Raw genomic sequence first — 25,596 nt, 5'->3', positions numbered from 1 at the left:
TATACCGCGTTATTGCGGCAATCTGAGCTTTTTTGTGCGAAAAATTTGATAACGATTACATTAATCTTAGTCTTTGTTAATGTTTAAACATGACTTATCATTTTTTTGATAAACTAGAAGAGGAAAAATTAAGAAGGGGTGGGTAAATGGGGCAAGGACAAGTTATGAAGCAACATATGGCATTAATTTTAATGCAATTATTATCAAAGAAACGGCAACGAAAATTAACCGTCGCTGAGTTTTTAGAACAGGCAGAGGTCTCACGAACGACCTTTTATTATCATTTTCCAAATGGGATGTGTGGTCTGTTTAGATGGACATTAGAGCAAGAGGTACTAGCGCTGGTGAGGCAGGCGATTTGCGCCGGCCACTGGGAAGAGGGCTGTCATGAGATGGTCCAATTCATTATGCGTTATCCTGAATTTTGTTTAAATCTCTATCGTTTCTCGGATGAAATGCTGCGTTGTGCTTTCTTTGAATCCTTCACAACGACTGTCTTTAAACAAGTACTTGAAAAATATCGACCACACTATACTGATTCGGAGTTGAAAGACTTTGAGATCTTTTACAGTGGGGCACTCATTAACCAAATTGATCGTTGGTTTGAAGGTAATTTAAAAGAATCTGGCGAGGCCGTTGATGTGCGCGTCTGTTTTAATTTACGTCAAATCGAACGGCTGATGAAATAACAACTGTACAAATGAAGCGTTTTGTTCGGGATTAGAACAAGACGGCGTGTTTGTCAGTGGTGATGAAATCATGATTTGGTAAACTAAGAGTGTACCAAAATAAAGGGAAACGCAACAACCATTATGGAAAGCTCGACCAATTGGTCGGGCTTTTTATGATAGTTACGTTGCAATATGATTGAACGAAAAATCGATTTATAGTCGTTTGATTGACTGTTATTAGGCTGACTCTTTTACCTATGTAACGGCCTCTGTTAAGCATTTTTGAATGCTATAATAAAAAAATCTTGAGTATTGAGATAACAATGGAGGAGTAAATTATGAAAGCCTATCAGACAATTTTATTATCGAGTATAGTTTTAAGCACACTAAACACGGGGACCGTATTAGCCGATACAGCGAATCAAAAAACAACTACGGATCAAACAGAACAGACCAAGGCCGTTGCCAATAGTAGTCGTGTCACTTCAACGAGTCAATCTAATGGCGCTACTACAAGCTCAGCAACATCAGTGAGCGCTGTTGCACCCAAAACAGCAGTTCAACAACCAACCAGTCAAACAATAAGTGCTAAAGAAGTCACACCTGTTGCCACACAACAAACGCAACAATCAGTTAGTCAAACAAAAGCAACACCAACTGCAACACAACAAGCTGGCAGTGTTGTCTTGACGGCTGCCAATTTTCCAGACGCTGGATTGCGAAAAAAGGTCAGTCAATTTGATTCAGACAAAGACGGTGTTTTATCACCGACTGAATTAACAAAGATAACATCACTTAACTTGTATAATACCGGTGTGAAAGATATAACGGGAATTAAATTATTGACCCATCTATCAAACTTAGATGCTAGTTTTTCGGAGCTCACCAAATTAGATCTACGGGGAATGACGTCATTAACTAAGCTCGATTATAGTGAAAGCCCCAATTTGACAGAAATTGATATTAGAGAGTGTCCTAATTTAATTTCAGCCTTTCATTCAGTGAAAAACGAAACGGTTTATATCTCAGCGGGAATGACGCAATACATTGGTTGTCCGTACGTTGATGAGCATACTGGACACATCGTCATTGATTTGGGCGGGGTTGCTCAAACCCAACCAAATGGTTCAAAAACGGTTGATTTAAGTCGTGTGATTTCACCTGATTTATTGGCAGTATTTAAAAAACACCAACAACCTGGTTTTGATGTTAATACGAATATTCTGACAATTCCAGCTAATCAGACAAGTTCAACCTATATTGCGGGTAAAGATCATATGTATAAAGATACAAACTGGTTATTCTACACCAATTATGATAAACAAGCCTTACCTGTAACAGCGAAATATGTTGACGAACAGGGGCAAGAATTAGCAAAATCAGAAACCTTTAAAGGCGATTTAGGCGAACAATATAAGACTGTCCAAAAAGATATTGCTGGTTATACATTAAAAGAAGTCCAAGGCCAAGCGACTGGAACGTATGCTAAGCAAGCTCAAACGGTGACGTATGTCTATGTGAAAAAGACAGCGGTCGTTACTGAAAAAGGGACGGTCACAGCGAAATACGTTGACGAAAAAGGGCAAGAGATTGCGAAGTCAGAAATCTTGAGTGGCAAAGTGGGTGACCAATATACCACTAATCAAAAAGCTATCGACGGCTATACATTCAAAAAGGTAGAAGGTACGACAACTGGCAAGTACACAAAGGCTAGCCAAACGGTAACCTATGTTTATACGAAAAAAGCCGCAGTCGTTACTGAAAAAGGAACGGTCACAGCGAAATACGTTGACGAAAAAGGGCAAGAGATTGCGAAGTCAGAAATCTTGAGTGGCAAAGTGGGTGACCAATATACCACTAATCAAAAAGCTATCGACGGCTATACATTCAAAAAGGTAGAAGGTACGACAACTGGCAAGTACACAAAGGCTAGCCAAACGGTAACCTATGTTTATACGAAAAAAGCCGCAGTCGTTACTGAAAAAGGAACGGTCACAGCGAAATACGTTGACGAAAAAGGCCAAGAGATTGCGAAATCAGAAATTTTGAGTGGTAAAGTGGGTGACCAATACACCACTAATCAAAAAGCTATCGACGGCTATACATTCAAAAAGGTAGAAGGTACGACAACTGGCAAGTACACAAAAGCCAGCCAAATGGTAACCTATGTCTATGCTAAGAAGACTGTTGTAACAGAAACGCGCCCAACAACACCTAATAAACCAAATAATCACGTTAACAAGACGCCAAATATCAATCAACAAACAACCATTAAAGAGACAGGTAAAAAGAAACTACCACAAACTGGCACTAATAATGTTTTAGGTGTAACAGTTGCTGGTTTACTATTAACCGCAGCAGCTGGCTTCAAATTGATTTTAGGACGTAAACAAAATTAGACTAATTAAAAAGGTGACCTTATAAAGGTCACCTTTTTGTGTGTGCTAATCAATATTAATAAAGTAATCGGGAAAGGCATCGATCAAGGTTTGCTGTTCTTCAAGCATCAAGTGTAAGTGATTGACCACTAGTTTAGTAGCTAGCGGTGTATCGTTGGCCTTGACCGCTTTGAGAATCGCTAGATGTTGATCAATCAATTTCTGCCATTTAAGATTTGTAATCTTTAAGCGGAGCCAACGGAAACGTGTCAGTTGGCTGTTGAGAATTTGAAGCCACTCCCAGATTTGCGCCTTATCAGCAGCAATGTAAAAAGCTTTATGGAATTCATCATCCATTGCAAAAAAGCCCTGCGCATCGTTTTGTTGATAGTAATATTCTTGTAATTTAATGATTCGTTCTAGTTCTGGTGTGATAGTATCAGTACTCTTAGCAATCGCTTCTTTAACAATTTCCTTTTCGATATTTTCACGAACAAAACGTGCATTTTTAGCACTCTCTAAATCAATTTTAGCGACATAGGAACCACTTTGGGGGACAACATCAATTAAGTTATCTTTTTTTAGATGGATTAACGCTTCTCTAACTGGTGTTCGACCTAAATCGATATCGCTGGTAATCATGTTTTCTGAAATCTTTTGGCCCGGAATGTAATCGGCTAATAAGATTTTTTGTTTAATCAGTTCATAAGCGGTCCGTTGCATGTTGGTTGTATTCATCGTTAACATTTTCAAGCCTCACTCTCGTAATCATTTTACTTGTTTTTTGATAGCATGGCAATGAAAGCGATTCAAAAAACTATTGACACATGTCCTCCTTTGGATTATATTGTAAGCGTAAACAAACATACTAGTATATCAGTTTATTAATTTTTTTTTAGCGGTTAATGTGTGCTATTGAGCAAACAACTAGGAGGATTCCGATGGAAAAGAAAAAAAGAATTTATACGCCTAAAGAAGTGACGATTGGTCGGTCACTTGCGTATGGTTTAACGGATGTCATGGGCGGTGCCGCGTTTACGATTGTAGGTGCCTTTTTACTTTATTTCTTTACCACTTTTGCCGGCTTAACTGCGGTTGAAGGGGCTGCTATTATTGGGATTGCAAGAATTGTAGACGCTATCACAAGTTTAGTGATGGGAAGTTTGACCGATAACTTTTATAAAACAAAATTGGGGAAGCGCTTTGGGCGTCGCCATTTCTGGCTTTTAATCGGTTCACCATTGATGTTGGAATATGTTTTGATGTGGGTTACAGGGATGAACTTCTGGTATTATCTAATTGTTTATCTATTATTTGAAATTATTGCTGCTTCAGTTTTAATTCCTTGGGAAACCTTACCAACTGAAATGACGACCGACTATAAGGCACGGACAAAGATGTCAACTTGTCGGATGTTCATTTCAGCAACAGGGACCTTTTTAGCAACGTTTGTGCCAGGACAAATTATTAATATGATGGGGCAACATAATGCGTATGCGTACTTTGTTAATGCCTTAGTTTTTGCTTTGATCTTTGCTGCTTGTATCATGGCCGCTAACTTAGCAACTTGGGAACGTGAAATTACCCCTGAGATGGAAGCAGAATTTGCTAAGGCACCTAAATTAGGCCTCTGGGGCGGTTTGAAAAAACAAGTTAAAGATTATTTCTCAACACTCAAAATTAAGAGTTTTAGAAAGCATTTATTGATCTACCTGTTCTCATTCACTGGTAAAGATGTCTATAACACGATTTTCGTTTACTTCGGTGTTTCTTGTTTAGGTATTTCCGCAACTAATTCAGCTAACATCCTATCATTATCATTTGTTGGGATTTTGGTAACAGTTATTGCTGGTTTCTTAATGGTTAAAAAGGGTCCCCGGTTCTTATTCTTATCAGGTTATTCAATCATGTTCCTGATGTTGGGTGCCTTTTACATGATCTATCGGGTTAAACCAGACAACATTATGATGTGGTTGATAATTGTCGGCTTAATTTACCAAGTCGGCCGGGCAACATTAGAGTTTACGCCATGGAACGTCTTTCCATTTATTCCGGACTTAGATGAAATTGTTACTAAACAACATCGTGAAGGGATTTATGCAGCTGTGATGACTTTTGTACGTAAATCAACAGTTGCGATTGCGACTTTCGTTGTTGGGTTAGTCTTACAATCAGGTGGCTATAAAGAAGGCCAAACCGTTCAAAGTGTTGGGACGCAAGATACAATCGTCAGCATCTTAATCATCGGAACGGGTGGTTTAATCTTAATTGCTTTTTGTGTGGCTTTAACCTTTAAGTTAAATCGGGATACGCATGATATTTTAGTTGACGAAATGAATCGTCTAAAAGAAGGTGGTTCAAAAGCTGATGTCACACCTGAAGCTAAAGAAGTTGTCGAAGAATTAACCGGCTTTAAGTACGATCAAGTTTGGAATGAAGACAATGCTAAATAAGAGATTGAGAGGGGATTTACAATGGTTCATTTAACAGATGATTATCGGTTCCACAAAGAAGCTTTTGAAGCAGGTGCGATTAACGTACCGCAATATTCACAAATGGCAATCGATGAAGAAACGAATAACGCACCGGTTTGGGTTCATTTTGGTGGTGGGAATCTCTTCAGATGTTTCCACGCTGCGATTGCGCAATCCTTATTAAATCAAAGCGAATTGAAAAGCGGTGTAGTCGTTGCGGAAACTTATGATGACGAAGTGGTCAGCCGTATTTATCGGCCATATAACAATCGTATTTTACAAGTGATTACCAAAGCGGATGGTCAATTTGAAAAGCATTTATTGGCAAGTGTCGCGGAAAGTTATTTCTTTAACCAAAGTAATCAAACGGATTGGCAAGCAATGATGGCCATTTTTGCAAAACCAAGTCTCCAATTTGCCACTTTCTCAATCACTGAAAAAGGGTATAACTTATGGCAAAGTAACGGCGACTTATTAGAGATGGTCGCCCAAGATATTGAAAATGGCCCCAAAGCGCCATTAAATAATATGGCCGGTGTGACGGCACTGCTTTACCATCGCTATCAAAATGGCGCAACACCAATTGCGATGATCAGTACGGATAACTTCTCCCAAAATGGCGATCGTTTAAAGAAGAGTGTTTTGACGATTGCTAAAGGTTGGGTGGCTAAAGGGCACGTACCAGCTGAATTTATCGATTATTTAACGGATACCAAGCAAGTTAGCTTCCCATTATCGATGATTGATCGAATTACGCCGAACCCTTCACAAACGGTTGCTGATCAATTGGCTGCAGCGGTGTTTGAAGATACGACCATTTTGCATACAACCAAAGGGACGAATATCGCACCATTTGGGAATACTGAAGAAACCCATTATTTGGTGATTGAAGATGCCTTTCCAAACGGCCGACCAGATTTAACCAAGGCTGGTGTTTACTTAGTCTCACGGGATGTTGTGAACGATGTCGATGAGATGAAAGTAACCACTTGTTTGAACCCGTTACACACATCACTAGCAGTCTTTGGTTGCCTGTTAGGTTATCAATCAATTTCAGCAGAAATGCAAAATCCAGATTTAGTCCAATTAATTAAGCAAATTGGTTATCACGAAGGCCTACCAGTTGTGAAGGATCCGGGCATCATTAATCCTAAACAATTTATTGATGAAGTCGTTAATAAGCGGTTGCCAAATCCATTTATTCCGGATACCCCACAACGAATTGCCAGCGATACGTCACAAAAGATGGCGATTCGCTACGGTGTTACCTTGCAACATTACGTTGACCGTTCCGATTTAACACCAACACAACTTCATTTTATTCCGTTGACGATTGCTGCTTGGTGTCGTTACTTAGTTGGTCTAGATGACAATGGGGCTGCTTTTGACCTGAGTCCTGATCCATTGCTAAGTGAACTACAAGCTGATTTGAAGGATCTCCAATTAGGACAAGTAATTGATGCACATGCATTGTTACAACCAATCTTAAGTAATAAAACAATCTTTGGCCTTGATTTATATCAAATCGAACTTGGGACACGGATTGAAACACTCTTCAGTCAAATGATGGCTGAAAAAGGCGCAATTGCAGCCACATTACACACTTTAATTGAAAAGGAAGCTGAATAATATGCAAAACATGGGTTTTAGATGGTATGGCTCAAATGATGATCCAATTAAACTACAAGCGATCAAACAAATTCCAGGCACAACACAAGTCGTTGGGGCACTCTTTGATATTCCAGTTGGAGAAGTTTGGCCTAAAGAAAAAATTGCGGCTTTAAAAGCAGAAGTCGAAGCTGCCGGATTAAAATTAGAAGTCATCGAATCTGTTAATATTCATGACGATATTAAAATCGGCTTACCAAGTCGAGATCAATATATCGAAAACTATAAGACAACTATTCGTAATTTAGCAGAATACGGGATTAAAGTAATTTGTTACAATTTCATGCCAATTTTCGACTGGGTACGGACAAACTTGGCTTATGAATTACCTGATGGGTCAACTGATTTGGCCTTCGAACATCGTTTTGTTGAAGGTGATCCAGAAGACATTATCAAATCAGTTGAAAAAGATTCAAATGGCTATGTTTTACCAGGTTGGGAACCAGAACGTTTGGCCGAAGTAAAACACCTATTCAAGGCTTATCAATCAGTCGATGAACAAAAGCTAGCTGAAAACTTAGATTATTTCTTAAATGCCATCTTACCAACTTGTGAAGAGGTCGGAATTAAAATGGCGATTCATCCCGATGATCCACCACGCCCATTATTCGGCTTACCACGGATTATGAAAAACAGAGATGATATGTTACGGATTGAAAAAATGTACGAAAGCCCTAATAACGGCTTTACCCTATGTACAGGTTCGTTAGGTGAAAACCCAGATAATGATGTGCCAGCGATTATCCGCGAATTTGTCGGGCGTAATAAGGTGCCATTCGTTCACGCACGGAACATTAAGTTCATGACAGACGGTGATTTCCACGAATCAGCTCACTTATCATCAGAAGGTTCATTGGATATGTTTGAAATCATGAAGGCTTTACACGACAGTCATTTTGATGGCTATATTCGTCCTGATCACGGGCGAATGATCTGGGGTGAAGTCGGTCGTCCTGGTTACGGGTTATACGATCGTGCGCTAGGCATCACTTATTTAAACGGCTTATGGGAAGCAATTGATAAAATGGATCGTTAAAAAAGGGGACGGCACAATGACACTTTTAAATGAATATTTTCTCTTAACTAATGAGATGGGTAAGAAACTTTATCACGATCACGCAGCAAAGATGCCAATTATTGATTTTCACTGCCATCTCAATCCAAAAGAAATCTATGAGAATCATAATTATCCAAATCTAACACGGATTTGGTTGAACGATGGCTTGTTCGGTGATCACTATAAGTGGCGCTTAATGCGGACTAACGGGGTGCCAGAAAACTTAATTACAGGCGACGGCGATGAATATCAAAAATTCATGGCGTGGACCAAAACCATTGAAAAAGCAATTGGCAATCCACTATATGAATGGGCTCATTTGGAACTCAAACGCTACTTTGGGATTGATGAACCTTTAACGAGTGAATCAGCTCCTCGTATTTGGGAAAAAGCTAATGCCTTACTAGCAACGGATGACTTTTCACCCCGCGGTTTAATCAAAAATTCAAATGTCAAAGTCGTATGCACAACGGACGATCCTGCTTCTGATTTGCAGTATCACAAATTATTGCAAGCACAAGAAGCTGAAAATGGCTTTAAGGTATTACCAGCGATGCGTCCAGACAAAGCATTCAATATTGCTGCAACAGATTTTAACGACTATTTAGCTGAATTGGGGCAGGCTGCAGGGATTACAATTAACAACTTCACAGATTTGATTCAGGCATTCGAACAACGCTTTGATTATTTTGAAGCCTTAGGCGGGCGCCTTTCTGATCACGGGTTGAATACATTCCATTATGTACCTGTTTCAAAAGAACAAGTGGACCAAATCTTGCAAAAAGGTCGGGACAACGCACCATTAACGGAAACGGATATTGATGCTTACTTAACCGCATTATTAACGCAATTAATGCGAATCAATCAAGCACACGATTGGACAATGCAATTCCATATGAATGCAATCCGTAATGCTAATAAACCGATGTTTGCTAAGATTGGTGCTGATACAGGTTTTGATTCAATGGGAACCCAAGCAGATATTGCAGCCGAATTTATGAAGCTCTTAACGGCCGTTCAAATTGATGACCATCTTCCTAAGATGATTTTATATTCATTAAATCCTAATGACTGGTTACAATTGGCAACCGGAATGGGTTCTTTCCAAGAAGGCCCTGTTCAAAAGATTCAATTGGGCTGTGCTTGGTGGTTTAACGATACACGGGAAGGGATGCAAGAGCAATTGACGATTATGGCGCACCAAAGCTTAATCGCTAACTTTGTTGGTATGTTGACCGATTCACGGAGCTTCCTCTCTTATCCACGTCATGAGTACTTTAGACGAGTGCTATGCAACTTAGTGGGTGAATGGGCTGCTCGCGGTCAGGTCCCTGACGATGAGGACTTCTTAGGCAAGATTGTCGAAGACATTGCCTATAATAACGCACACGAATATTTTGGTTTCTTTAAAAATTAGGCAAACAGTAGTGTACAGTAACTAACGACGAAAAGGGCGCCACTACAAAACATTGTTTTGGAAGTGGCGTCTTTTTTTAGTTTTAAGATTGAAATGGATTTAAATAGTGTACTTTAATTCAAGGAGGAGAAAAGTTATGTATCGTATTGAAAATGAACAATTAAGTGTCACGATTAATCCAGTGGGGGCTGAAATCACTAGTATTTATAATAAACAAGCAGATTTTGAGTATATTTGGCAAGGTGTTCAATGGCCTAAGCATGCGCCCGTTTTATTTCCAGCTATTGGGCGTTCCAATGAAGACGCTTACTTAATTGATGGTAAGATGTATGAAATGCCGCAACATGGTTTTGTAGCGGATCAGCATTTCACACTAGAGGCGCAAACAACAACTAGTTTAAGCCTGAAGTTAGTTGCTAATGAGACGACTTTACAGTATTATCCATATCACTTTGAGTTAATAATTGGCCTACAATTGGCGGCTGATCAAGTGCACTTCACAGCGACGGTCAATAATCTTGAGAATCAAGACTTGTCATTTTCATTTGGGTCTCATCCAGCTTTTAATGTGCCCATCAACGATGAGGGGTATTTTGATGACTATCAAATCACTTTTGAAACGCCAGAAGATGAAGTTCGTTATTTTGAGATTGTTAAAACACCTAATCCTTATCGTTCAGGGAAGCTATGCACCTTGAAGCACGTTGAAAATAAAACGGTTCCCCTAACACATAAAATATTTGAAAAAGGATTATTGATTATTGAAAACCAGTTAGCAGGGATTAAACTCACCTCAGAAAAGAGTGCACATAGTATTGGGCTTGATTTAGGCGATTTCAAGTATCTAACGTTGTGGACGAAAGAGGGAGCAGATGCGCCATTTTTATGCTTAGAACCATTCTATGGGCTACCAGATGTTGCTGGCGACAAACGGGAACTGTCGACTAAGGAAGCTAACTATCATTTAGCAGCAAAAGAAACAGCGTCAATTGGCTATACAATGACATTTAAATAACAAATTTCATGAGGACTAGCTCGGTGAATAACTGGGGCTAGTCCTTTTTAATGCATCTACAATAACTAATAATTGCATAATAAATTTAAGAAAACGATTGCAAGATAACGTTTGCAGTGCTATTATTTCTTTATAAAGAAAACGGTTTCTGAATTAGAAACTTCATTACTAATCAGTCAACCGGGTAAAGAAGGGCGTTTGAGAAATGGGATTTATTAATTATATTTTATCGTTGGGTGCGAGTGTCATGATGCCGATTATTTTCTTAATTGTCGGTTTGATTTTGGGAATGGGTTTGGGGAAATCATTAAAATCCGGCCTTTCTGTCGGGGTTGGTTTTGTAGGGCTTAGTACATTGACGCAACTATTGGCTGATAATTTAGGGCCCGCAGTGACGCGAATGGTTAAAATTTACAGTTTGCATTTACATACACTGGATATTGGTTGGCCAGCAGCTTCCGCAGTCGCATTTGGGACGCAAGTTGGCGCGATTATTATTCCTTTAGGGTTAGTTGTTAATATTTTGATGTTATTGACTAAGACAACGAAAACGTTGAACATTGATTTATGGAATTACTGGCATTTTGCTTTTATCGGTTCAATCGTTTCAATTGCGACCAAGAGTTTCTTATGGGGAAGTTTTGCTGCCATTATCGTCTTTATTATCACAATGGTTGGTGCTGATTTATCGCAAGAACGTGTCGCGCGCTTTTACGGTAAGAAACTAGACGGGATTTCTTTGCCACACGCATTTTGTGTCAGCTTCATTCCGTTAGCAGTTGTCGTTAATTGGTTAATCGATAAAATACCAGGTCTAAACAAAATTGATTTTGATGCCGAAAAATTACAAAAGCGCTTTGGGATTTTAGGCGATCCGATTTTCTTAGGGGTGATTATCGGGATTTTAATCGGTGTCTTAGCTAAATATAGCCTGGCCAAAACACTTCAATTGGGGATAATTTTAAGCGCTGTCATGGTCTTAATTCCACGAATTACGTCACTCTTTATTGAAGGATTAGCACCAATTTCTAAACGTTCACAAGCTTTGATTAGCCGTAAGTTTGAAGGTCGCTCATTCAATATTGGGATGACACCAGCATTAGTGATCGGTCATCCTACAACATTAGTGGTTTCATTGGTATTAGTGCCTACAATTTTATTCTTATCAATTGTCATTCCAGGTAACGAATTTTTACCACTTGCGAGCTTGTCAGGCTTGATTTATATCTTCCCAATGGTTTTGCCATATACGAATGGGAACGTGTTCAGGACCTTTATCACGGGCTTATTGGCATTAATTATTGGTGTCTTATCAGCCACGAGCTTAGCCCACATCTTCACCTATGCCGTTAGAATGGTCCAAGCGAGCTTGATTCCTGCCGGTACACCATCCGTGGCCAGCATCGACTTTGCAGCTAGCCCGTTAGCATGGTTAGCCTACGAACTAGTCGCTAAGATCAGCATTATCGGTCCTGCTATTTTGATCATCTTCACATTATGGTTAATGATCTATAATCGCCGTCAAATTCAAAAAGAAGAACAAGCAGCACGCTAACGAATAGGCAGCTAATCCCGGAAGAGAGATTAGCTGCCTATTATTGTGCTATTAAATAATTATTTGGCAATAAGCTTGTTTAAAAGCTTCAGCGTCGTATATACTCTAATTAATGAATAAAATGAACGGAGAAAAAGTTATGAGTAGAAAAATATTGTATCAAGATATTTCAGACGATTTAAAAAAGAAAATTTTTCAAAACCAGTATCCTGTAGGAACATTGATGCCAACTGAAAATGAATTGGAAGCGCTGTATAACGTCAGTAAAATTACAATCCGCAACGCTATTAATTTATTAGTCAGTGAGGGTTATGTCGAAAAACAAAGTGGTAAAGGTACGACCGTTATCAGTAATCGACTGTTTAATAAGTTGTCACGTGCGGAATCATTTTCGAGCATCTTGGAAAAACGTGGTTTAAAATTAGAAAAAAAAATCATCGACATTACGGAGATTCCAGCTGATGAAGCTGAAATTAAATTTGAAATTGGTAAATTGACTAATCGTGTTTCCAAAATTTCAAAACAATATCTGTTAGACGGTGCACCCTATATTTTATTTACACATTACTTACCATTTCAAATGAATGCTCACTTGCGTAATGAACTTAATGTTTCTTCTTTATATCAAGTTTTAAAAGAAGTTGGTGAGATTGCAAGTTCGTTTGACGATACTTTTGAAGGGCATTTGTTAACAAATGCAGAGCAAGCAACCTTAAATACGAATCAGGCAGTTGGTATTAAACGCATTAGAAAAGCCTACAATGAAAAAAATCAATTAATTGAATATTCAATCGCTATCTATAATACAACGATGAATCCTTACGAAATTAAATATGAATTGTGAGGTTCTGTATTTACAGTTAAACATTATAATGTTATGATGAATTCATAATCTTGAGGGAGGCATCGTGATGATTGATTTATACGTAAAGAACGGTCGGTCTATTTCCGGCGAGCCAATTGAGATTCTAATTGAGTGCGGTAAAATAAAAGCGGTTTCAAAAAAATTCGATAATATCACGGCACGTAAAATATTGGATTTAAAGCATTCTGCTTATGTTAGTGCTGGTTGGATTGATGATCATGTTCATTGTTATGAGAAGTTAGCGTTGTATTCTGATCAACCTGATTTAGATGGTGTGACTGCAGGGGTTACAACAGTGATTGATGCCGGTTCAACAGGCGCCGATAATCTAGCTGATTTTTATCAGTTAGCGTCCAAGGCTAAAACTAATGTCTATGCAATGTGCAATATTTCGAAAACAGGGATTATTGCTCAAGACGAATTAGGTGATTTAAATCGGATCCAGCCACAATTAGTCAGTGAAACATTAGCGCAATATCAAAAACAATTTGTCGTTGGTATCAAAGCTCGTATGAGCAAATCGGTAGTTGCGGGGAATGGCATTATACCTCTTGAACGTGCTAAAGCGATTCAAAGACAGAATGCTGGCATTCCACTAATGGTTCATATTGGAACAAACCCACCTGAACTTTCGGAAATTATGGCAATGCTTGATCCTGGTGATATTATTACGCACTGCTATAACGGTAAACCCAATGGTATTTTGGACCATGAGCTTGGACAGATTAAGCAATTTGCAATTGAAGCTTATCAACGTGGTATTATCTTCGACGTTGGACACGGAACTGAAAGCTTTAGTTTTGAAGTTGCTCAAAAAGCAAAAGAAATCGGATTAGCACCACAAACGATTAGTAGTGATCTATATCACCGTAATCGGGAGAATGGGCCAGTTTATAATTTAGCAACTTGTCTGGATAAAATGCATTATTTAGGTTATTCATTAGCCGAATTGATGCCGATGGTCACTAGTCATCCAGCTGCTAATTTTAAGTTGATGCACAAAGGTCAGCTAGCGACCGGATTTGATGGGGATTTAACTATTTTTAGTATTGAAAATCAGGAAAAAAAATTAACTGATTCAAATGGGTATCAAGTCACCACACACCGCGTCTTTACCCCACATTATTCAGTGGTCGGCGGAACGGTTTATCAAACAAATATGGAGGTGCAACATGGCGAATTTGTATGAAAAATATGATTTAAAGCAGGTTGTTAATGCTAGTGGTAAGATGACCATCTTAGGAGTTTCTAAAGTAGGTGCTAATAGTATCCAAGCACAGCAGTTTGGTGATGAAAATTTCTTTGAGATGAGCGATTTGGTAACAAAAACAGGTCAATATTTAGCACAGTTATTAGATGCTGAAGCTGCAGTAATTGTCTCATCAGCATCCGCAGCAATCGCACAGGCAATCGCAGGGATTATTGGAGAAGGCAGTCAATACCATCTTTATCATCCGTATACCGATAAGATTAGCAAACGAGAAATTATCATTCCAAAAGGTCAAAACGTCGATTATGGGACACCTGAAGAAGTTATGATTGAACTAGGTGGTGGTCGGATGGTGGAAGCCGGCTACGCTAATATGTGTTCAGCGGATCATGTTGAGATGATGATTAACGATCAAACCGCCGCCATTTTATATGTTAAGAGCCACCACGCTGTTCAAAAGAGTATGCTGACGATTGAAAGTGCCATTGAAGTGGCCCATCGGCATAATCTACCCCTTATCTTGGATGCTGCTGCCGAAGAAGATTTAAAGAAGTATATTAAAATGGGTGCCGATATTGTGATTTATAGTGGTGCTAAGGCATTTTCAGGACCATCATCATGTTTAGTATTAGGTAACAAACAGTATATTGATTGGTTGGGATTGCAGTCTAAAGGTATCGGCCGAGCAATGAAAATTGGTAAGGATAACATTCTTGGTTTGACTCAAGCGATTGAAGATTATGTTCAATTTGGACCAGAAACTGGACAAAGTATGATTGAACGGTTAACACCTTTTGTAGCACAAATTAATCAGATTGAAGGTCTTGAATGTGAAATCGTGCAAGACTCTGCCGGGCGCGATATTTACCGGGCTAGCGTCAAAGTTGCTAAAACGGCTCGGATGAATGCGCAACAATTGATTACGGCATTAAAAAAGGATAGTCCAGCTATCTATACACGGGAATATCGGGCAAACATGGGAATTATCGAATTTGATATTCGGGCAGTTTTTGAACCAGAAATGAAACTTATTCTAGATAAGCTCAATAAAATAATGAAGTAGGTGATCATAATGAACACAGCAACCCAAGCAATGATTGTGGCAAGTATTAATCCTATTAAATGTGAGGCCATATTGAAAAGTGCATTGGCTAAAATGAAAGCGGTTAATGCCACCCCAGATGAGACCCAGATTGAGGTATTAGCCAATCATTTAATCGAGATGGTTACGCGTTCAGAAAATAATGAACCACTAATGACGATTGATCCAACTGTTTTTAGTGAATTATCAGAAGATAGTTTAGCAGCAGCTGCACAAATTGTTGAGGAAATTGGTCATCTGAACATTGATGAAAAGTATGTTTTAGCAGTGCATTTTGAAGTTGCCAAAAATAAGGAGGAAATTAATCATGGTTAAAATTATAATTGCGGATCGAATGGGTAAAGGACAAAAAATTGCAGAAGGGATTAAAAAGGCAGGTGGTGAGGCAGTGGTGGTGCCTGGTATGGGTGCCGATATGCGTTTGGGTGATATCATGCAAAAAGAAAATGCAGACTTAGGACTCTCATTTTGTGGGAGTGGTGGTGCTGGCGCAATCACTGCCAAAAATAAGTATGGTTATACAGAACGTCACGGTATGCGTTCGGTTCAAGAAGGAATCACAGCAATTCAAGATGGTATCCAAGCACTTGGGTTTGGGTTTATGGATACGGAAGAATTAGGCCAAGGCCTTACGGAAGCTTATTTAAAACTACACAGTTAAAAGGAGAACGCGATGGCTAATTATCAGGTGCAGCAACAGATGACAGTAACGGTCAGTGGTAGTGGTGAAAGTGTAGAAGCAGCGACAGCCGCTGCTTTAGCTCAGATTTCCAAGCAAGTTGGTCAACCCGACGAACTTGTCTTTCAGATTACACCGCAATCAATTACAGTGACTAAGGCTAAAAAGCAAGTATATACTGAACGATTCTTATGGGTTTTCTTGCCACGAGAACGAACAATTTATCAGATGACATTAGCAGTAGATGTTGCAGTCAAGTTACTCGATCTTCAAGCAATTCCATTTCATGAGCAACGTGTGCAGGCGCCCGATAATATGCCACTGCCAAAACTTAAATTTAAAAGGGAATAGGAGGCCGTAAAATGACAATCATCATAATTTTAATGAAATCTATTCTAATTGGTGGCTTGGTTGGTTTTGCTGCCGGAATGGGTGCCGCACGAATGTTCAATGCACCAACAGTACAAGCCTTGGGTGCTTTTAGAACGTTAGGCGAAATGAATGCTTGTGAAGGTGATCCTGCGTCACATTTCTCATTTGGACTAGGTTTTTTCTTCAATGCTTGGGCGTCAACGGTTGGCGCTGGGGCATTCACGCAAGATGTGACGCATCGGGTTATTCCCAATTGGGCGGCTGCTTCATTATTGATTAGGAATAAGAAACTAGAAGAAACGGTGCATAATCCACGGAAAATGGCCATTTCAGGTGGTTTGATTGGGATTGTTGTCGTATCCTTCTTAAATACAACTGCTTCGGCAATTCCTAAGTCATTGCAAGTGACTGCTGTGAAAGTTTTAGTGCCGGCGGCTGATTTATTGATTAATATCGTCATGCCGATTATTTTCTTATTGGCAGCAATTGATGCGGGTAAACGTTCTGGCCTTTGGTCAATCATTTTTGGTGGTTTATCAGCGATGATTATGGGAAATGCCGTACCAGGAATTGTTTTAGGTATTTTAATTGGTAAAGGTGTTGATGAATTAGGTTGGACTAAAACAACCAAAATGATGTTAGGCGCTATTATTTTACTGTTTATCCTTAGTGGTTTCTTTAGAGGATTTGATGTTGAAATGATCCAGAGTTTTAAACTATCAGTACCAGATTGGTTAACAAATATGCATGGTGTATTCAAAGTTAAATAGGAGGTTGGCAATGGACACAATTGAGATTAATAAAAAAAGCTTTTGGTATTCCGAATGGTCATTCCCAATTCTAGTTGGCTTAATGTCCGCCGGTGTTTTCGCCGGAACACATATGTATTACCAATATGGTGTTGGGGCGTTTAATGAAGTTGCTATTGTTGCGATGTTAAAAGCGGGGATGGATGGTGGTTCTTACGGTGCTGCCGCAGCGTTTGGGGCTAGTTTCTTATTCGCGAGAATTCTAGAAGGGTCACTTGTTGGGATCTTAGATTTAGGTGGTTCAATTCTGACGGGTGTCGGAATTGGGATTCCTGCAATTTTATTGAGTATTGGTTGGAAGGCACCGATTGAGAATTTTGCTTTTGCAATTGTTATGGGCCTTTTCTTGGGGATTGTGATTGGGATCATCATTACAACCGTACGTAAATACACAATTAATCAATCGAATGCCACTTTTGGTGCTGATGTGATGATGGGGGCTGGGAATTCATCAGGACGATTTTTAGGGCCATTAATTATCTTGAGTGCAGCCGGTGCTTCAATTCCGATTGGGATTGGGGCCACAATCGGAGCGGTGATCTTCTATCTATGGAAGAAACCAATTGCAGGTGGCGCAATTTTAGGGGCGATGATCCTAGGCGCGTTTTTCCCAATTGCTTTAAAATAGATGAAAAGAGGAAAAATAATGACTTTACAACCACAATTTTACAAGGACCGCGTTTGTTTAAACGTATTAGCTAATTCTGTTGAGAATGCACAAGATTGTTATGAAGCAGCAAAAGAGAATATTGTTTTAGGGGTACTCTCTAAAAATTATGAAACAGATGAAGCTGCCATTACGGATATGAAACGTTATCAGGCAGCAACCAATAATGCGCTATCGGTTGGTTTGGGGGCAGGAGATCCTAATCAAAGTACGATGGTCACGCGCTTAGTCGGTACGTTACAACCACAACATGTTAATCAAGTTTTTACAGGTGTTGGGGCTTCAAGACAAGCACTAGGTCAGACAGAAACGTTCATTAACGGTTTGGTATCACCAACTGGTCGGGTTGGTTTCGTCAATATTGCAACGGGTCCTTTAAGTAGTCGCAGCACACAGGCAGTAGTTCCAATTGAAACGGCAATCGCACTTCTGAAAGATATGGGCGGGAGTTCAATTAAATTTTTCCCTATGAAAGGCTTAGCTTGCAAGGCAGAATATAAAGCAGTTGCTAAAGCATGTGCTGATAATGATTTTAGTCTAGAACCTACTGGTGGAATTGATTTAGATAACTTTGAAGAAATTCTACAGATTGCGTTAGACGCAGGCGTGAAAAAGGTGATTCCACACATTTACAGTTCGATCATCGATCAAACGACAGGGGATACACGACCATCTGATGTGGCACGCTTATTTGAAATCGTTCAACGCTTAGTAACAGCATAAAAAAGAAGTACGCCTAAAATTTTTTAGGCGTACTTTATTCATAGTGGAGGGAAAATGAAAACAGTAGATGTTTATTTTGTACGACATGGGCAAACATACTTTAATTTAATGCATAAAATGCAAGGTTGGTCAGATTCACCCTTAACGGCAGAAGGAGTTGATTGTGTAATCACTACAGGGCAGTCTTTAAAAACGATTGATTTTGATGCTGTATATAGTTCAGATTTGAAACGGGCTCTGGATACAGCAACTATTATTTGTCAGCAAAGTCAGTATGCATTACCTAAGATTCAGCAGTTATCAACTCTTCGGGAAGTATTTTTCGGCGGCTTTGAGGGTTTAAATAACTTAGAAACTTGGGCGATTGTTGGAAAATCACTGGGATGTCAAACTCAGGCTGAGATTATTCACCGTTATTCAATCGATATTGCCCGAGATGCAATGCATCAAGCAGATCCGTTTGGTTATGCAGAAGATGCAATCGCATTTTGGTTACGTTTTGAAAGTGCTCGGCAAACATTACTGAGTGAAAATAGGAATCATGCTAAAATATTAGTGGTCACGCACGGTACATTTTTAAAAATGCTGCTATTGAAATATTTTGGCGATATTATTTCAAGCGAATCGGCTTTTCCAGAAAATGGCAGTGTGACGAAAATCAGAATTAGTTATGAAAAGATGGTATTATTAAAATAACCCAAAAAAGGCGCTACAGACAAAGATTCATTTGTCCGTAGCGCCTCATGTTGTTTAATTTTTAAGCATTCATAATTCTTTCGAATTCTGCGTGGTAAGCTTTGGCATTTTCAGTTACTTTGGCAAAATCACCTTTTTCAGCAGGGCCGACAAGGTTACCACCAGCACCAACGACGACAACGCCCTTAGCAAACCAGTCTTTCATATTTTCTAAGTTAACACCGCCAGTTGGCATGATGTTGACATATGGGAATGGGGCTTTAACAGCTGAGATGAAGCCTTGGCCAACAACACTACCAGGGAAGACTTTCACGATATCAGAACCAAATGACATTGCTGTTTGGATTTCAGTAATTGTCATGCAGCCTGGCATATAAGGAATTTGGTAGAGATTACACATCTTAGCAACTTCTTCGTTGAAGGAAGGGCTTACAATGAATTCCGCACCAGCCATGATTGCGATCCGAGCTGTGATTGGTTCTAAAACAGTACCGGCACCGATACAAACTTCAGGATCATCCTTGAATTCTTGTTTCAATTCAGCGATAATTTTATCAGCTTCTGGGGCAGTGAATGTTAATTCGATACCTTTAACGCCACCGACGATACATGCCTTGGCTGCTTGATAGGCTTCGTCCTTAGAAGCACCACGAACAACAGCTACCACACCAGTGTTTTTAACCTTTTGAAGAATATCCATTTTTTGCAAAAAAATCAGCTCCATTTCCATATAATAAATTTACTTTTTGATAAAGAAACTATATAATAGTTATATTATAACGCTTTCATTCTAGAAAACAAGTAGGAGATTGTAAAAATGACAGAAACAAAATCGTATGGCACCGTCTTAATTAAGGCCAAACAAATTCTAGATTATTTAATGGATCAGCCGGCAGGGCAGACATTAAAAGAAATTAGTGATGGCTTACAAAGTACTAAATCAACCACTTTAAAAGTGCTCGCAACAATGTGTGAGTTGAATTTGTTGTGGCGTTCAGAAAATGATAAACGTTATTTTTTGGGATCGGAATTGATTGGTTACGGGCAAAAAGCATTGTCTGAGTTTGATATTAAGAATGTTGCGGTCCCATACCTACAAGAATTGCGGGATGAAACAGGTGAAACAGTCCATCTGGGCATTCATGCCGGTGATTTTGTTGTTTTCTTGGAAAAACTAGAAAGCCCCCGCAGCGTTAACTTGAAATCAAAAGTTGGTGGGAAGCTAAACCTCTTTAGTTCGGCCATGGGCAAGGCTTTCTTAGCGACAATGCCTGATGAACAAGTAACGGCCTATTTGAACCGGGTGGCGTTAACCGCACTCACAACGCATACGATTACCGATCCAAACGAGCTCCAAAAGCAGATTAACCAGGTTAGAGAACGCCATTATTCAATTGACGATCGTGAAAATGAAGAAGAAGTTTTCTGTGTGGGTGCCGTTTTAGAAAAGCACAACCGCGTTTTTGGGGCATTTAGTGTCAGTACACCAGATTATCGGTTGGATGCCAAACGGAAGAAGGCGATTACCGCAGCGGTTTTGAAAACAAAAGAAATGATTGAAAGACATCTTTAAAATAGTGAACGGAGATTATTCGTAATGGGAATAGTCTCTTTTTTTTGAAAAAAATTAAAAAAGGGATTGCTAAAAATCGTAGTTGTGATAACATGAACTTGAAAATGTTAACGATACCATTTTTATTTTTACATATTTTGTTACCGGTATCATAAAATTGAAAGGATTGATTGTCATGCAAAATATTAAAGCGGTTATTAAACGTAAAAAAGAATTACCAACTAAAGTGCTTCAATTTGGTGAAGGTAACTTTCTAAGAGCCTTCGTTGATTGGCAAATTCAACAGATGAACAATCAAGGTTTATTTAACGGTGGGGTGAAGGTCATTCAACCGATCGAACATGGCATGGTTGATCGACTAGCGGATCAAGATAATCTCTATACGGTTTTACTAGAAGGTTTGTTAGCAGGGGAAAAAATTCAATCTTCGGAAGTTATCACTGCTATTAATGGGACCGTTAATCCGTATGCTGATTTTGCAGCTTATCTCGATTTGGCACAAGATGATAATCTTGCGTTTATTTTCTCAAATACGACTGAAGCCGGTATTCAATTTGATCCAACAGACCAATTGACGACTAGCACACCAAATACTTATCCGGGCAAATTGACAGCGCTATTATACGAACGCTTTAAGTTACAAAAGCCCGGGTTTGACATCATCCCTTGCGAATTGATTAACCATAATGGTGATCAATTGAAAGATTGTGTTTTGAAATACGCCGATCTTTGGGCACTCGGAGCTGCTTTCAAGCAATGGGTCAACACGGAAAATCGGTTCTATTCAACATTGGTCGACCGGATTGTACCCGGTTATCCTAAGGAACGGGCTGCTGAATTATGTGAACAATTTGGTTATCAAGATGATTTAATCGTTAAGGCTGAACCATTTTTAATTTTTGTCATTGAAGGGGACGCCAGCCTAGCAGAACGATTACCATTAAAAGCGGCCGGCATTAATGTTGTGATCACAGACAATATGCAACCTTATCGTGAACGCAAAGTACGCTTGCTAAACGGCCCGCATAGTACGATGGCCCCTATTGCGCGCTTAGCTGGCTTAGAAACGGTGGGTCAGGTGATGGCTGATCCCGATTTTAGCCAATTTATTAACGATGAAATGTATACCGAAATTATGCCAGTCATCGACTTGCCACATCAAGAATTGGCTGATTATGCGGAAGGCATTAAGGAACGTTTTGCTAATCCATATGTTAAACACGAGTTGGCATCAATCGCTTTAAATAGTATTTCTAAATTCAAAGCGCGCCTATTACCTAGCTTACAACAAAATATTGAACAACAGCATCAAGTTCCCGTTCGAATGGCACTTGCCTTAGCCGCATTATTAGTCATTTATGGTGACTATCCTGATATTGCAATTGAACCTAACGATACACCGGAAACAATCGCGTTTTTCAAAACCATTCAACAGCAACCAGATTATATCGAAAAGGCATTGGCTACTGAAGCCTTATGGGGAATGGATTTAACGCAATTACCTGGCTTAGAGGCAACTGTTAAAGCAGATATGGCACAAATTTTGAATCAACAAACACGACAATTGGTACGTGCGATTAATAAAGGAGAAACACTATGAATCAATACGTCATTTTAAACGCGAATGATAATGTTGCAGTGGCGTTGCAAGATCTAACGGCTGGAACAGTCATATCAGATCTTGAAACACCGGTTACACTAAATGAGGACGTCAAACGTGGGCATAAATTCACATTACAAGCACTTTCAAAAAACGCCGATGTCATTAAATACGGTTATCCAATTGGCCATGTAACTGAAGATGTCGTGGCAGGGCAATGGGTGCATACGCATAATCTCGCCACTAACTTGAAGGACCAACTGGCTTATGATTATCAACCAATGACAATTCCCAACCACTATCAAAAAGAACCAGAACGGTATTTTATGGGGTATAAGCGGGATAATGGGAAAGTTGGGATTCGAAATAACCTCTACATTATTCCTACGGTAGGCTGTATTAATCCGTTATTAGACATTTTTGTTCAACAATTCAAGGCGCTCCATCCAGATAATGGCTCATTTGATAATATCATCGTTTTGAAACACCCTTATGGTTGTTCACAATTGGGGGACGATTTTGAAATGACACGCCGAATTTTAGTAGATGCTGCGCTTCAACCAAATGCAGGCGGGGTCCTAGTCTTTGGCCTTGGTTGTGAAAATAACCAGATGGACGGTATGAAGGCGGCAATTGAAGTCTACGAACCGATTAATCCTGATCGTATGAAATTTATCATTTCGCAAGAAGTGAAGGATGAATTAGGCGATGCACTAGATTTATTGGAAGAACTAAATGAAGCCGCTAAGGACGATCATCGCGTGAAATGTCCACTAAGTGATTTAAAGATTGGTTTGAAATGTGGCGGTTCAGATGGGTTATCAGGGGTCACTGCCAACCCATTATTAGGACGCTTATCAGATTATATTGTGGCCCAAGGTGGCTCAACGGTTTTAACGGAAGTCCCAGAAATGTTTGGTGCTGAACAAATCTTAATGTCACGGGCTAAGGATCAACCGACTTTTGAAAAAATTGTCGCATTGATTAATGAGTTTAAAGCTTACTTCGAATCTTATCATCAACCGATTTATGAAAATCCATCACCAGGTAACAAAGAAGGTGGTATTTCAACTTTAGAGGATAAGTCGCTCGGCTGTACGCAAAAATCAGGGACTTCACCAGTATGTGATGTTTTACAATACGGTGATAAATTGAAGACTAACGGTTTGTCACTATTACAAGCACCTGGGAATGATTTAGTCTCATCATCAGCATTAGCTTCTGCTGATTGTCAGATGGTGCTCTTTACAACTGGTCGGGGAACACCATTTGCCACTTATGTCCCAACTGTTAAAGTGGCGTCAAATTCCTACATTGCAGATAAGAAACCACGTTGGATTGACTTTGATGCTGGGCAATTAATGAACAAATCAATGGACGATTTAGCGGATCAATTTATCGATTTTATTATTGAAACAGCGAGTGGCCGTCCAACGAATAACGAACAATTTGGGATTCACGGGATTGCTATCTTTAAAAATGGTGTCACGGAATAAAATGATTTTGAGTTAGTAAAATAAGTCTGTCGAAAAGGCAGACTTATTTAATGATGTTATTTGTGAATATAATCACTCTTGGAGGAGATCGTATGGCTGATATACATGTTAATGCAAACCTAGTACCGCATAAAGCACCACGTAAGGACCACAGAACACTATCTTGGCAGGAAAAGGGGGCCTACGGGTTCGGCGATTTTGGTAATGGCTTCATGTTTGATTTAGGCCAAGCCTATCTGACCAAGTTCTTTATTGATACCTGTGGGATTGGGTCTGGCGTCGTTGCACTTATTTTTTCCGTAACTAAAATTTTTGATGCTTTTATGGATCCAATCGCGGGTTCTGTGATTGATGGTCGGACTAAAATTGGTAAAAATGGCAAATTTAGACCGGTGATGATGATTTCAGCTATTATTTTAGGTATTTTGACGGTTTTGACATTTACCATGCCAGACGTTGCGATGCCGATTAAAATTGTTTATGCTTACGCGACCTATATGGCTTGGGGCCTTTGTTATAGTTTTACCAACGTTCCTTATGGGTCACTTGCCTCAGTAATGACCCGAGATGTTGAAGAAAGAACGCAACTGGCAACAACGCGCCAAGCAGGTTCGTTGGGCGCACAATTGATTACTGGTGTCGCATTTATTCCAATTGTAACGATGTTCAGTAGTCAAAAGCACGGGTATGCGGTTGCCGCAGCTGTCATGGCCGTGATTGGTGTCGCTGGCTTTTATATTTGTTATAAGGGCACGCGCGAAAATATTGCGGTTCATCGTGATCCAAATGCAAAACGGGAAAACTTTAAAGATTATGCCAAAGTTGTGTTTACCAATAAACCATTGGCTTGTTTAATTCTCATGACAATTTTTACAATTTCAGCAATGAATACAAATAATCAAATGATGGTTTTCTTCTGTGAATATAACTTAGGTAATATTGGCTTACAACCAATTGTAAACGGTATCATGATTGGCTGTTCCGTCGTTGCTATTTTATTAATTCCTAAGTTAGTAAAACTATTCGGTAAGAAACAAACTGTTATCTGGAGTTTTACGATTGGTGCGATTGCGAACGGTTTAAACTTTGTGTTACCAACTAATATCTACACCTTTATTGGATTAGTCACAATCGGCTACGTTGCTTTAGCAATTCCTAACGGGATTACTTGGGCCTTTGTTTCAGATGTGATTGATTATGGGGAATGGCATACTGGCATTCGTAAAGAAGGGATTACCTATGCAGCCTTCAACTTCTCACGAAAATTAGCGCAATCATTAGCAGCACTTGTTAGTTCTGGTATCTTAGCGTTAACCGGTTATGTGGCAAATGCGCATCAAACAGAACGGACATTACTTGGGATTAAAGGTGCTATGACCCTTTATCCAGCAATTGCCTTATTATCAGCAGCGGTTATCATTGGTCTTTTATACCAATTATCAGACGATCACTATCGTGAAATTGCAGCTGACCTTGAAGCAGGCAAATGGGAAAAAGGAACAATTGGGGATCAAGATAATTAAAAAAAGGAAGCTGAGACAAAAGTATATTTTGTCCCAGCTTCCTTTT

24 protein-coding genes are annotated in these 25,596 nt (G+C 39.4%); 22 read left to right on the top strand and 2 right to left on the bottom strand.

Translation table 11 applies throughout. The features are described 5' to 3' along the window. The first annotated feature begins 146 nt into the window (after positions 1-146). Both ACPBEH_RS03280 and ACPBEH_RS03275 read left to right on the top strand, forming a co-directional pair. A complete protein-coding gene (locus tag ACPBEH_RS03280; RefSeq protein ID WP_424349718.1) occupies positions 147-689 on the top strand; it encodes a TetR/AcrR family transcriptional regulator in 543 nt (180 codons plus the stop codon). Positions 690-1,009: 320 nt separating this feature from the next. Next, positions 1,010-3,070, top strand: a complete 2,061-nt coding sequence (locus ACPBEH_RS03275; RefSeq protein WP_424349717.1) for a MucBP domain-containing protein — start codon at positions 1,010-1,012, stop codon at positions 3,068-3,070. 45 nt (positions 3,071-3,115) lie between these two features. On the opposite strand, the gene ACPBEH_RS03270 is transcribed toward ACPBEH_RS03275, so the two are convergent. After that, on the bottom strand, positions 3,116-3,796 hold the full coding sequence (locus ACPBEH_RS03270) for a GntR family transcriptional regulator (protein ID WP_424349716.1): 681 nt from the start codon (positions 3,794-3,796) through the stop codon (positions 3,116-3,118). 194 nt (positions 3,797-3,990) lie between these two features. Here ACPBEH_RS03270 and ACPBEH_RS03265 point away from each other — a divergent pair, with 194 nt between their 5' ends. The 16 genes from ACPBEH_RS03265 (at position 3,991) to ACPBEH_RS03190 (ending at position 19,358) form a co-directional block, all read left to right on the top strand. Beyond that, positions 3,991-5,502: an MFS transporter gene (locus ACPBEH_RS03265; protein WP_424349715.1), complete on the top strand. Its 1,512-nt coding sequence runs from the start codon at positions 3,991-3,993 to the stop codon at positions 5,500-5,502. A gap of 21 nt (positions 5,503-5,523) precedes the next feature. Beyond that, positions 5,524-7,152, top strand: a complete 1,629-nt coding sequence (locus ACPBEH_RS03260) for a mannitol dehydrogenase family protein (RefSeq protein ID WP_424349714.1) — start codon at positions 5,524-5,526, stop codon at positions 7,150-7,152. A gap of 1 nt (position 7,153) precedes the next feature. After that, positions 7,154-8,227 (top strand): mannonate dehydratase, encoded by a 1,074-nt coding sequence (gene uxuA, locus ACPBEH_RS03255; RefSeq protein WP_202922246.1) that lies wholly within the window; start codon positions 7,154-7,156, stop codon positions 8,225-8,227. 16 nt (positions 8,228-8,243) lie between these two features. Further along, positions 8,244-9,665 (top strand): glucuronate isomerase, encoded by a 1,422-nt coding sequence (gene uxaC / locus ACPBEH_RS03250; protein ID WP_424349713.1) that lies wholly within the window; start codon positions 8,244-8,246, stop codon positions 9,663-9,665. A gap of 136 nt (positions 9,666-9,801) precedes the next feature. Next, complete coding sequence (locus ACPBEH_RS03245) at positions 9,802-10,680, top strand: aldose 1-epimerase family protein (RefSeq protein WP_424349712.1); 879 nt, start codon at positions 9,802-9,804, stop codon at positions 10,678-10,680. A gap of 205 nt (positions 10,681-10,885) precedes the next feature. Further along, entirely contained in the window at positions 10,886-12,235 is a 1,350-nt protein-coding gene (locus ACPBEH_RS03240; protein ID WP_424349711.1) for a PTS galactitol transporter subunit IIC, read from the top strand. Between the two features lie 139 nt (positions 12,236-12,374). Then, complete coding sequence (locus tag ACPBEH_RS03235) at positions 12,375-13,079, top strand: GntR family transcriptional regulator (protein ID WP_424349710.1); 705 nt, start codon at positions 12,375-12,377, stop codon at positions 13,077-13,079. A 67-nt stretch (positions 13,080-13,146) separates the two neighbouring features. Continuing rightward, on the top strand, positions 13,147-14,289 hold the full coding sequence (locus ACPBEH_RS03230; RefSeq protein WP_424349709.1) for an amidohydrolase/deacetylase family metallohydrolase: 1,143 nt from the start codon (positions 13,147-13,149) through the stop codon (positions 14,287-14,289). Then, positions 14,273-15,373, top strand: a complete 1,101-nt coding sequence (locus tag ACPBEH_RS03225; RefSeq protein ID WP_424349708.1) for a DgaE family pyridoxal phosphate-dependent ammonia lyase — start codon at positions 14,273-14,275, stop codon at positions 15,371-15,373. Before ACPBEH_RS03230 ends, ACPBEH_RS03225 begins: the two co-directional genes overlap by 17 nt. Before the next feature lie 9 nt (positions 15,374-15,382). Then, the gene (locus ACPBEH_RS03220) at positions 15,383-15,727 is read left to right on the top strand and encodes a transcriptional regulator (protein WP_424349707.1); all 345 of its coding nucleotides are present in this window, start codon (positions 15,383-15,385) and stop codon (positions 15,725-15,727) included. Continuing rightward, complete coding sequence (locus ACPBEH_RS03215) at positions 15,720-16,073, top strand: SFCGS family glycine-rich protein (RefSeq protein WP_424349706.1); 354 nt, start codon at positions 15,720-15,722, stop codon at positions 16,071-16,073. Before ACPBEH_RS03220 ends, ACPBEH_RS03215 begins: the two co-directional genes overlap by 8 nt. A gap of 12 nt (positions 16,074-16,085) precedes the next feature. Continuing rightward, positions 16,086-16,442, top strand: a complete 357-nt coding sequence (locus ACPBEH_RS03210; RefSeq protein WP_424349705.1) for a DUF4312 family protein — start codon at positions 16,086-16,088, stop codon at positions 16,440-16,442. 11 nt (positions 16,443-16,453) lie between these two features. Beyond that, positions 16,454-17,233, top strand: a complete 780-nt coding sequence (locus tag ACPBEH_RS03205; protein WP_424349704.1) for a DUF4311 domain-containing protein — start codon at positions 16,454-16,456, stop codon at positions 17,231-17,233. Positions 17,234-17,243: 10 nt separating this feature from the next. Next, positions 17,244-17,900, top strand: a complete 657-nt coding sequence (locus tag ACPBEH_RS03200) for a DUF4310 family protein (protein ID WP_424349703.1) — start codon at positions 17,244-17,246, stop codon at positions 17,898-17,900. Between the two features lie 18 nt (positions 17,901-17,918). Then, positions 17,919-18,662, top strand: coding sequence for a 2-dehydro-3-deoxy-phosphogluconate aldolase (dagF, locus tag ACPBEH_RS03195; protein WP_424349702.1), 744 nt, complete (start codon positions 17,919-17,921; stop codon positions 18,660-18,662). A gap of 54 nt (positions 18,663-18,716) precedes the next feature. After that, a complete protein-coding gene (locus ACPBEH_RS03190) occupies positions 18,717-19,358 on the top strand; it encodes a histidine phosphatase family protein (protein WP_424349701.1) in 642 nt (213 codons plus the stop codon). A gap of 61 nt (positions 19,359-19,419) precedes the next feature. On the opposite strand, the gene ACPBEH_RS03185 is transcribed toward ACPBEH_RS03190, so the two are convergent. Then, positions 19,420-20,067, bottom strand: coding sequence for a bifunctional 4-hydroxy-2-oxoglutarate aldolase/2-dehydro-3-deoxy-phosphogluconate aldolase (locus tag ACPBEH_RS03185; RefSeq protein ID WP_016264925.1), 648 nt, complete (start codon positions 20,065-20,067; stop codon positions 19,420-19,422). 108 nt (positions 20,068-20,175) lie between these two features. Here ACPBEH_RS03185 and ACPBEH_RS03180 point away from each other — a divergent pair, with 108 nt between their 5' ends. The 4 genes from ACPBEH_RS03180 (at position 20,176) to ACPBEH_RS03165 (ending at position 25,550) form a co-directional block, all read left to right on the top strand. Beyond that, positions 20,176-20,931: an IclR family transcriptional regulator gene (locus tag ACPBEH_RS03180; RefSeq protein WP_424349700.1), complete on the top strand. Its 756-nt coding sequence runs from the start codon at positions 20,176-20,178 to the stop codon at positions 20,929-20,931. A 175-nt stretch (positions 20,932-21,106) separates the two neighbouring features. Further along, positions 21,107-22,531 carry a tagaturonate reductase gene (locus ACPBEH_RS03175; RefSeq protein ID WP_424349699.1) on the top strand — a complete coding sequence of 475 codons (1,425 nt, stop codon included), beginning with the start codon at positions 21,107-21,109 and terminating at the stop codon, positions 22,529-22,531. Next, positions 22,528-24,027: a UxaA family hydrolase gene (locus tag ACPBEH_RS03170; RefSeq protein ID WP_424349698.1), complete on the top strand. Its 1,500-nt coding sequence runs from the start codon at positions 22,528-22,530 to the stop codon at positions 24,025-24,027. The genes ACPBEH_RS03175 and ACPBEH_RS03170 overlap by 4 nt, the downstream gene beginning before the upstream one ends. A 92-nt stretch (positions 24,028-24,119) precedes the next feature. Then, on the top strand, positions 24,120-25,550 hold the full coding sequence (locus ACPBEH_RS03165; RefSeq protein ID WP_424349697.1) for a glycoside-pentoside-hexuronide (GPH):cation symporter: 1,431 nt from the start codon (positions 24,120-24,122) through the stop codon (positions 25,548-25,550). The last annotated feature ends 46 nt before the right edge of the window (positions 25,551-25,596 follow it).

It is taken from the genome of Latilactobacillus parasakei, from assembly GCF_049674265.1.
GTDB classification, from domain to species: domain Bacteria; phylum Bacillota; class Bacilli; order Lactobacillales; family Lactobacillaceae; genus Latilactobacillus; species Latilactobacillus sakei.
The sequence above is the reverse complement of the archived record's forward strand: the minus strand, read 5'-3'. Positions and strand labels throughout refer to the sequence as shown.

Excerpts from the sequence above, each read along its gene's own strand:
- ACPBEH_RS03280 (WP_424349718.1), top strand. The coding sequence starts at position 147 with ATGGGGCAAGGACAAGTTATGAAGCAACATATGGCATTAATTTTAATG.
- ACPBEH_RS03275 (WP_424349717.1), top strand. The coding sequence starts at position 1,010 with ATGAAAGCCTATCAGACAATTTTATTATCGAGTATAGTTTTAAGCACA.
- ACPBEH_RS03270 (WP_424349716.1), bottom strand. The coding sequence starts at position 3,796 with ATGTTAACGATGAATACAACCAACATGCAACGGACCGCTTATGAACTG.
- ACPBEH_RS03265 (WP_424349715.1), top strand. The coding sequence starts at position 3,991 with ATGGAAAAGAAAAAAAGAATTTATACGCCTAAAGAAGTGACGATTGGT.
- ACPBEH_RS03260 (WP_424349714.1), top strand. The coding sequence starts at position 5,524 with ATGGTTCATTTAACAGATGATTATCGGTTCCACAAAGAAGCTTTTGAA.
- uxuA (WP_202922246.1), top strand. The coding sequence starts at position 7,154 with ATGCAAAACATGGGTTTTAGATGGTATGGCTCAAATGATGATCCAATT.
- uxaC (WP_424349713.1), top strand. The coding sequence starts at position 8,244 with ATGACACTTTTAAATGAATATTTTCTCTTAACTAATGAGATGGGTAAG.
- ACPBEH_RS03245 (WP_424349712.1), top strand. The coding sequence starts at position 9,802 with ATGTATCGTATTGAAAATGAACAATTAAGTGTCACGATTAATCCAGTG.
- ACPBEH_RS03240 (WP_424349711.1), top strand. The coding sequence starts at position 10,886 with ATGGGATTTATTAATTATATTTTATCGTTGGGTGCGAGTGTCATGATG.
- ACPBEH_RS03235 (WP_424349710.1), top strand. The coding sequence starts at position 12,375 with ATGAGTAGAAAAATATTGTATCAAGATATTTCAGACGATTTAAAAAAG.
- ACPBEH_RS03230 (WP_424349709.1), top strand. The coding sequence starts at position 13,147 with ATGATTGATTTATACGTAAAGAACGGTCGGTCTATTTCCGGCGAGCCA.
- ACPBEH_RS03225 (WP_424349708.1), top strand. The coding sequence starts at position 14,273 with ATGGCGAATTTGTATGAAAAATATGATTTAAAGCAGGTTGTTAATGCT.
- ACPBEH_RS03220 (WP_424349707.1), top strand. The coding sequence starts at position 15,383 with ATGAACACAGCAACCCAAGCAATGATTGTGGCAAGTATTAATCCTATT.
- ACPBEH_RS03215 (WP_424349706.1), top strand. The coding sequence starts at position 15,720 with ATGGTTAAAATTATAATTGCGGATCGAATGGGTAAAGGACAAAAAATT.
- ACPBEH_RS03210 (WP_424349705.1), top strand. The coding sequence starts at position 16,086 with ATGGCTAATTATCAGGTGCAGCAACAGATGACAGTAACGGTCAGTGGT.
- ACPBEH_RS03205 (WP_424349704.1), top strand. The coding sequence starts at position 16,454 with ATGACAATCATCATAATTTTAATGAAATCTATTCTAATTGGTGGCTTG.
- ACPBEH_RS03200 (WP_424349703.1), top strand. The coding sequence starts at position 17,244 with ATGGACACAATTGAGATTAATAAAAAAAGCTTTTGGTATTCCGAATGG.
- dagF (WP_424349702.1), top strand. The coding sequence starts at position 17,919 with ATGACTTTACAACCACAATTTTACAAGGACCGCGTTTGTTTAAACGTA.
- ACPBEH_RS03190 (WP_424349701.1), top strand. The coding sequence starts at position 18,717 with ATGAAAACAGTAGATGTTTATTTTGTACGACATGGGCAAACATACTTT.
- ACPBEH_RS03180 (WP_424349700.1), top strand. The coding sequence starts at position 20,176 with ATGACAGAAACAAAATCGTATGGCACCGTCTTAATTAAGGCCAAACAA.
- ACPBEH_RS03175 (WP_424349699.1), top strand. The coding sequence starts at position 21,107 with ATGCAAAATATTAAAGCGGTTATTAAACGTAAAAAAGAATTACCAACT.
- ACPBEH_RS03170 (WP_424349698.1), top strand. The coding sequence starts at position 22,528 with ATGAATCAATACGTCATTTTAAACGCGAATGATAATGTTGCAGTGGCG.
- ACPBEH_RS03165 (WP_424349697.1), top strand. The coding sequence starts at position 24,120 with ATGGCTGATATACATGTTAATGCAAACCTAGTACCGCATAAAGCACCA.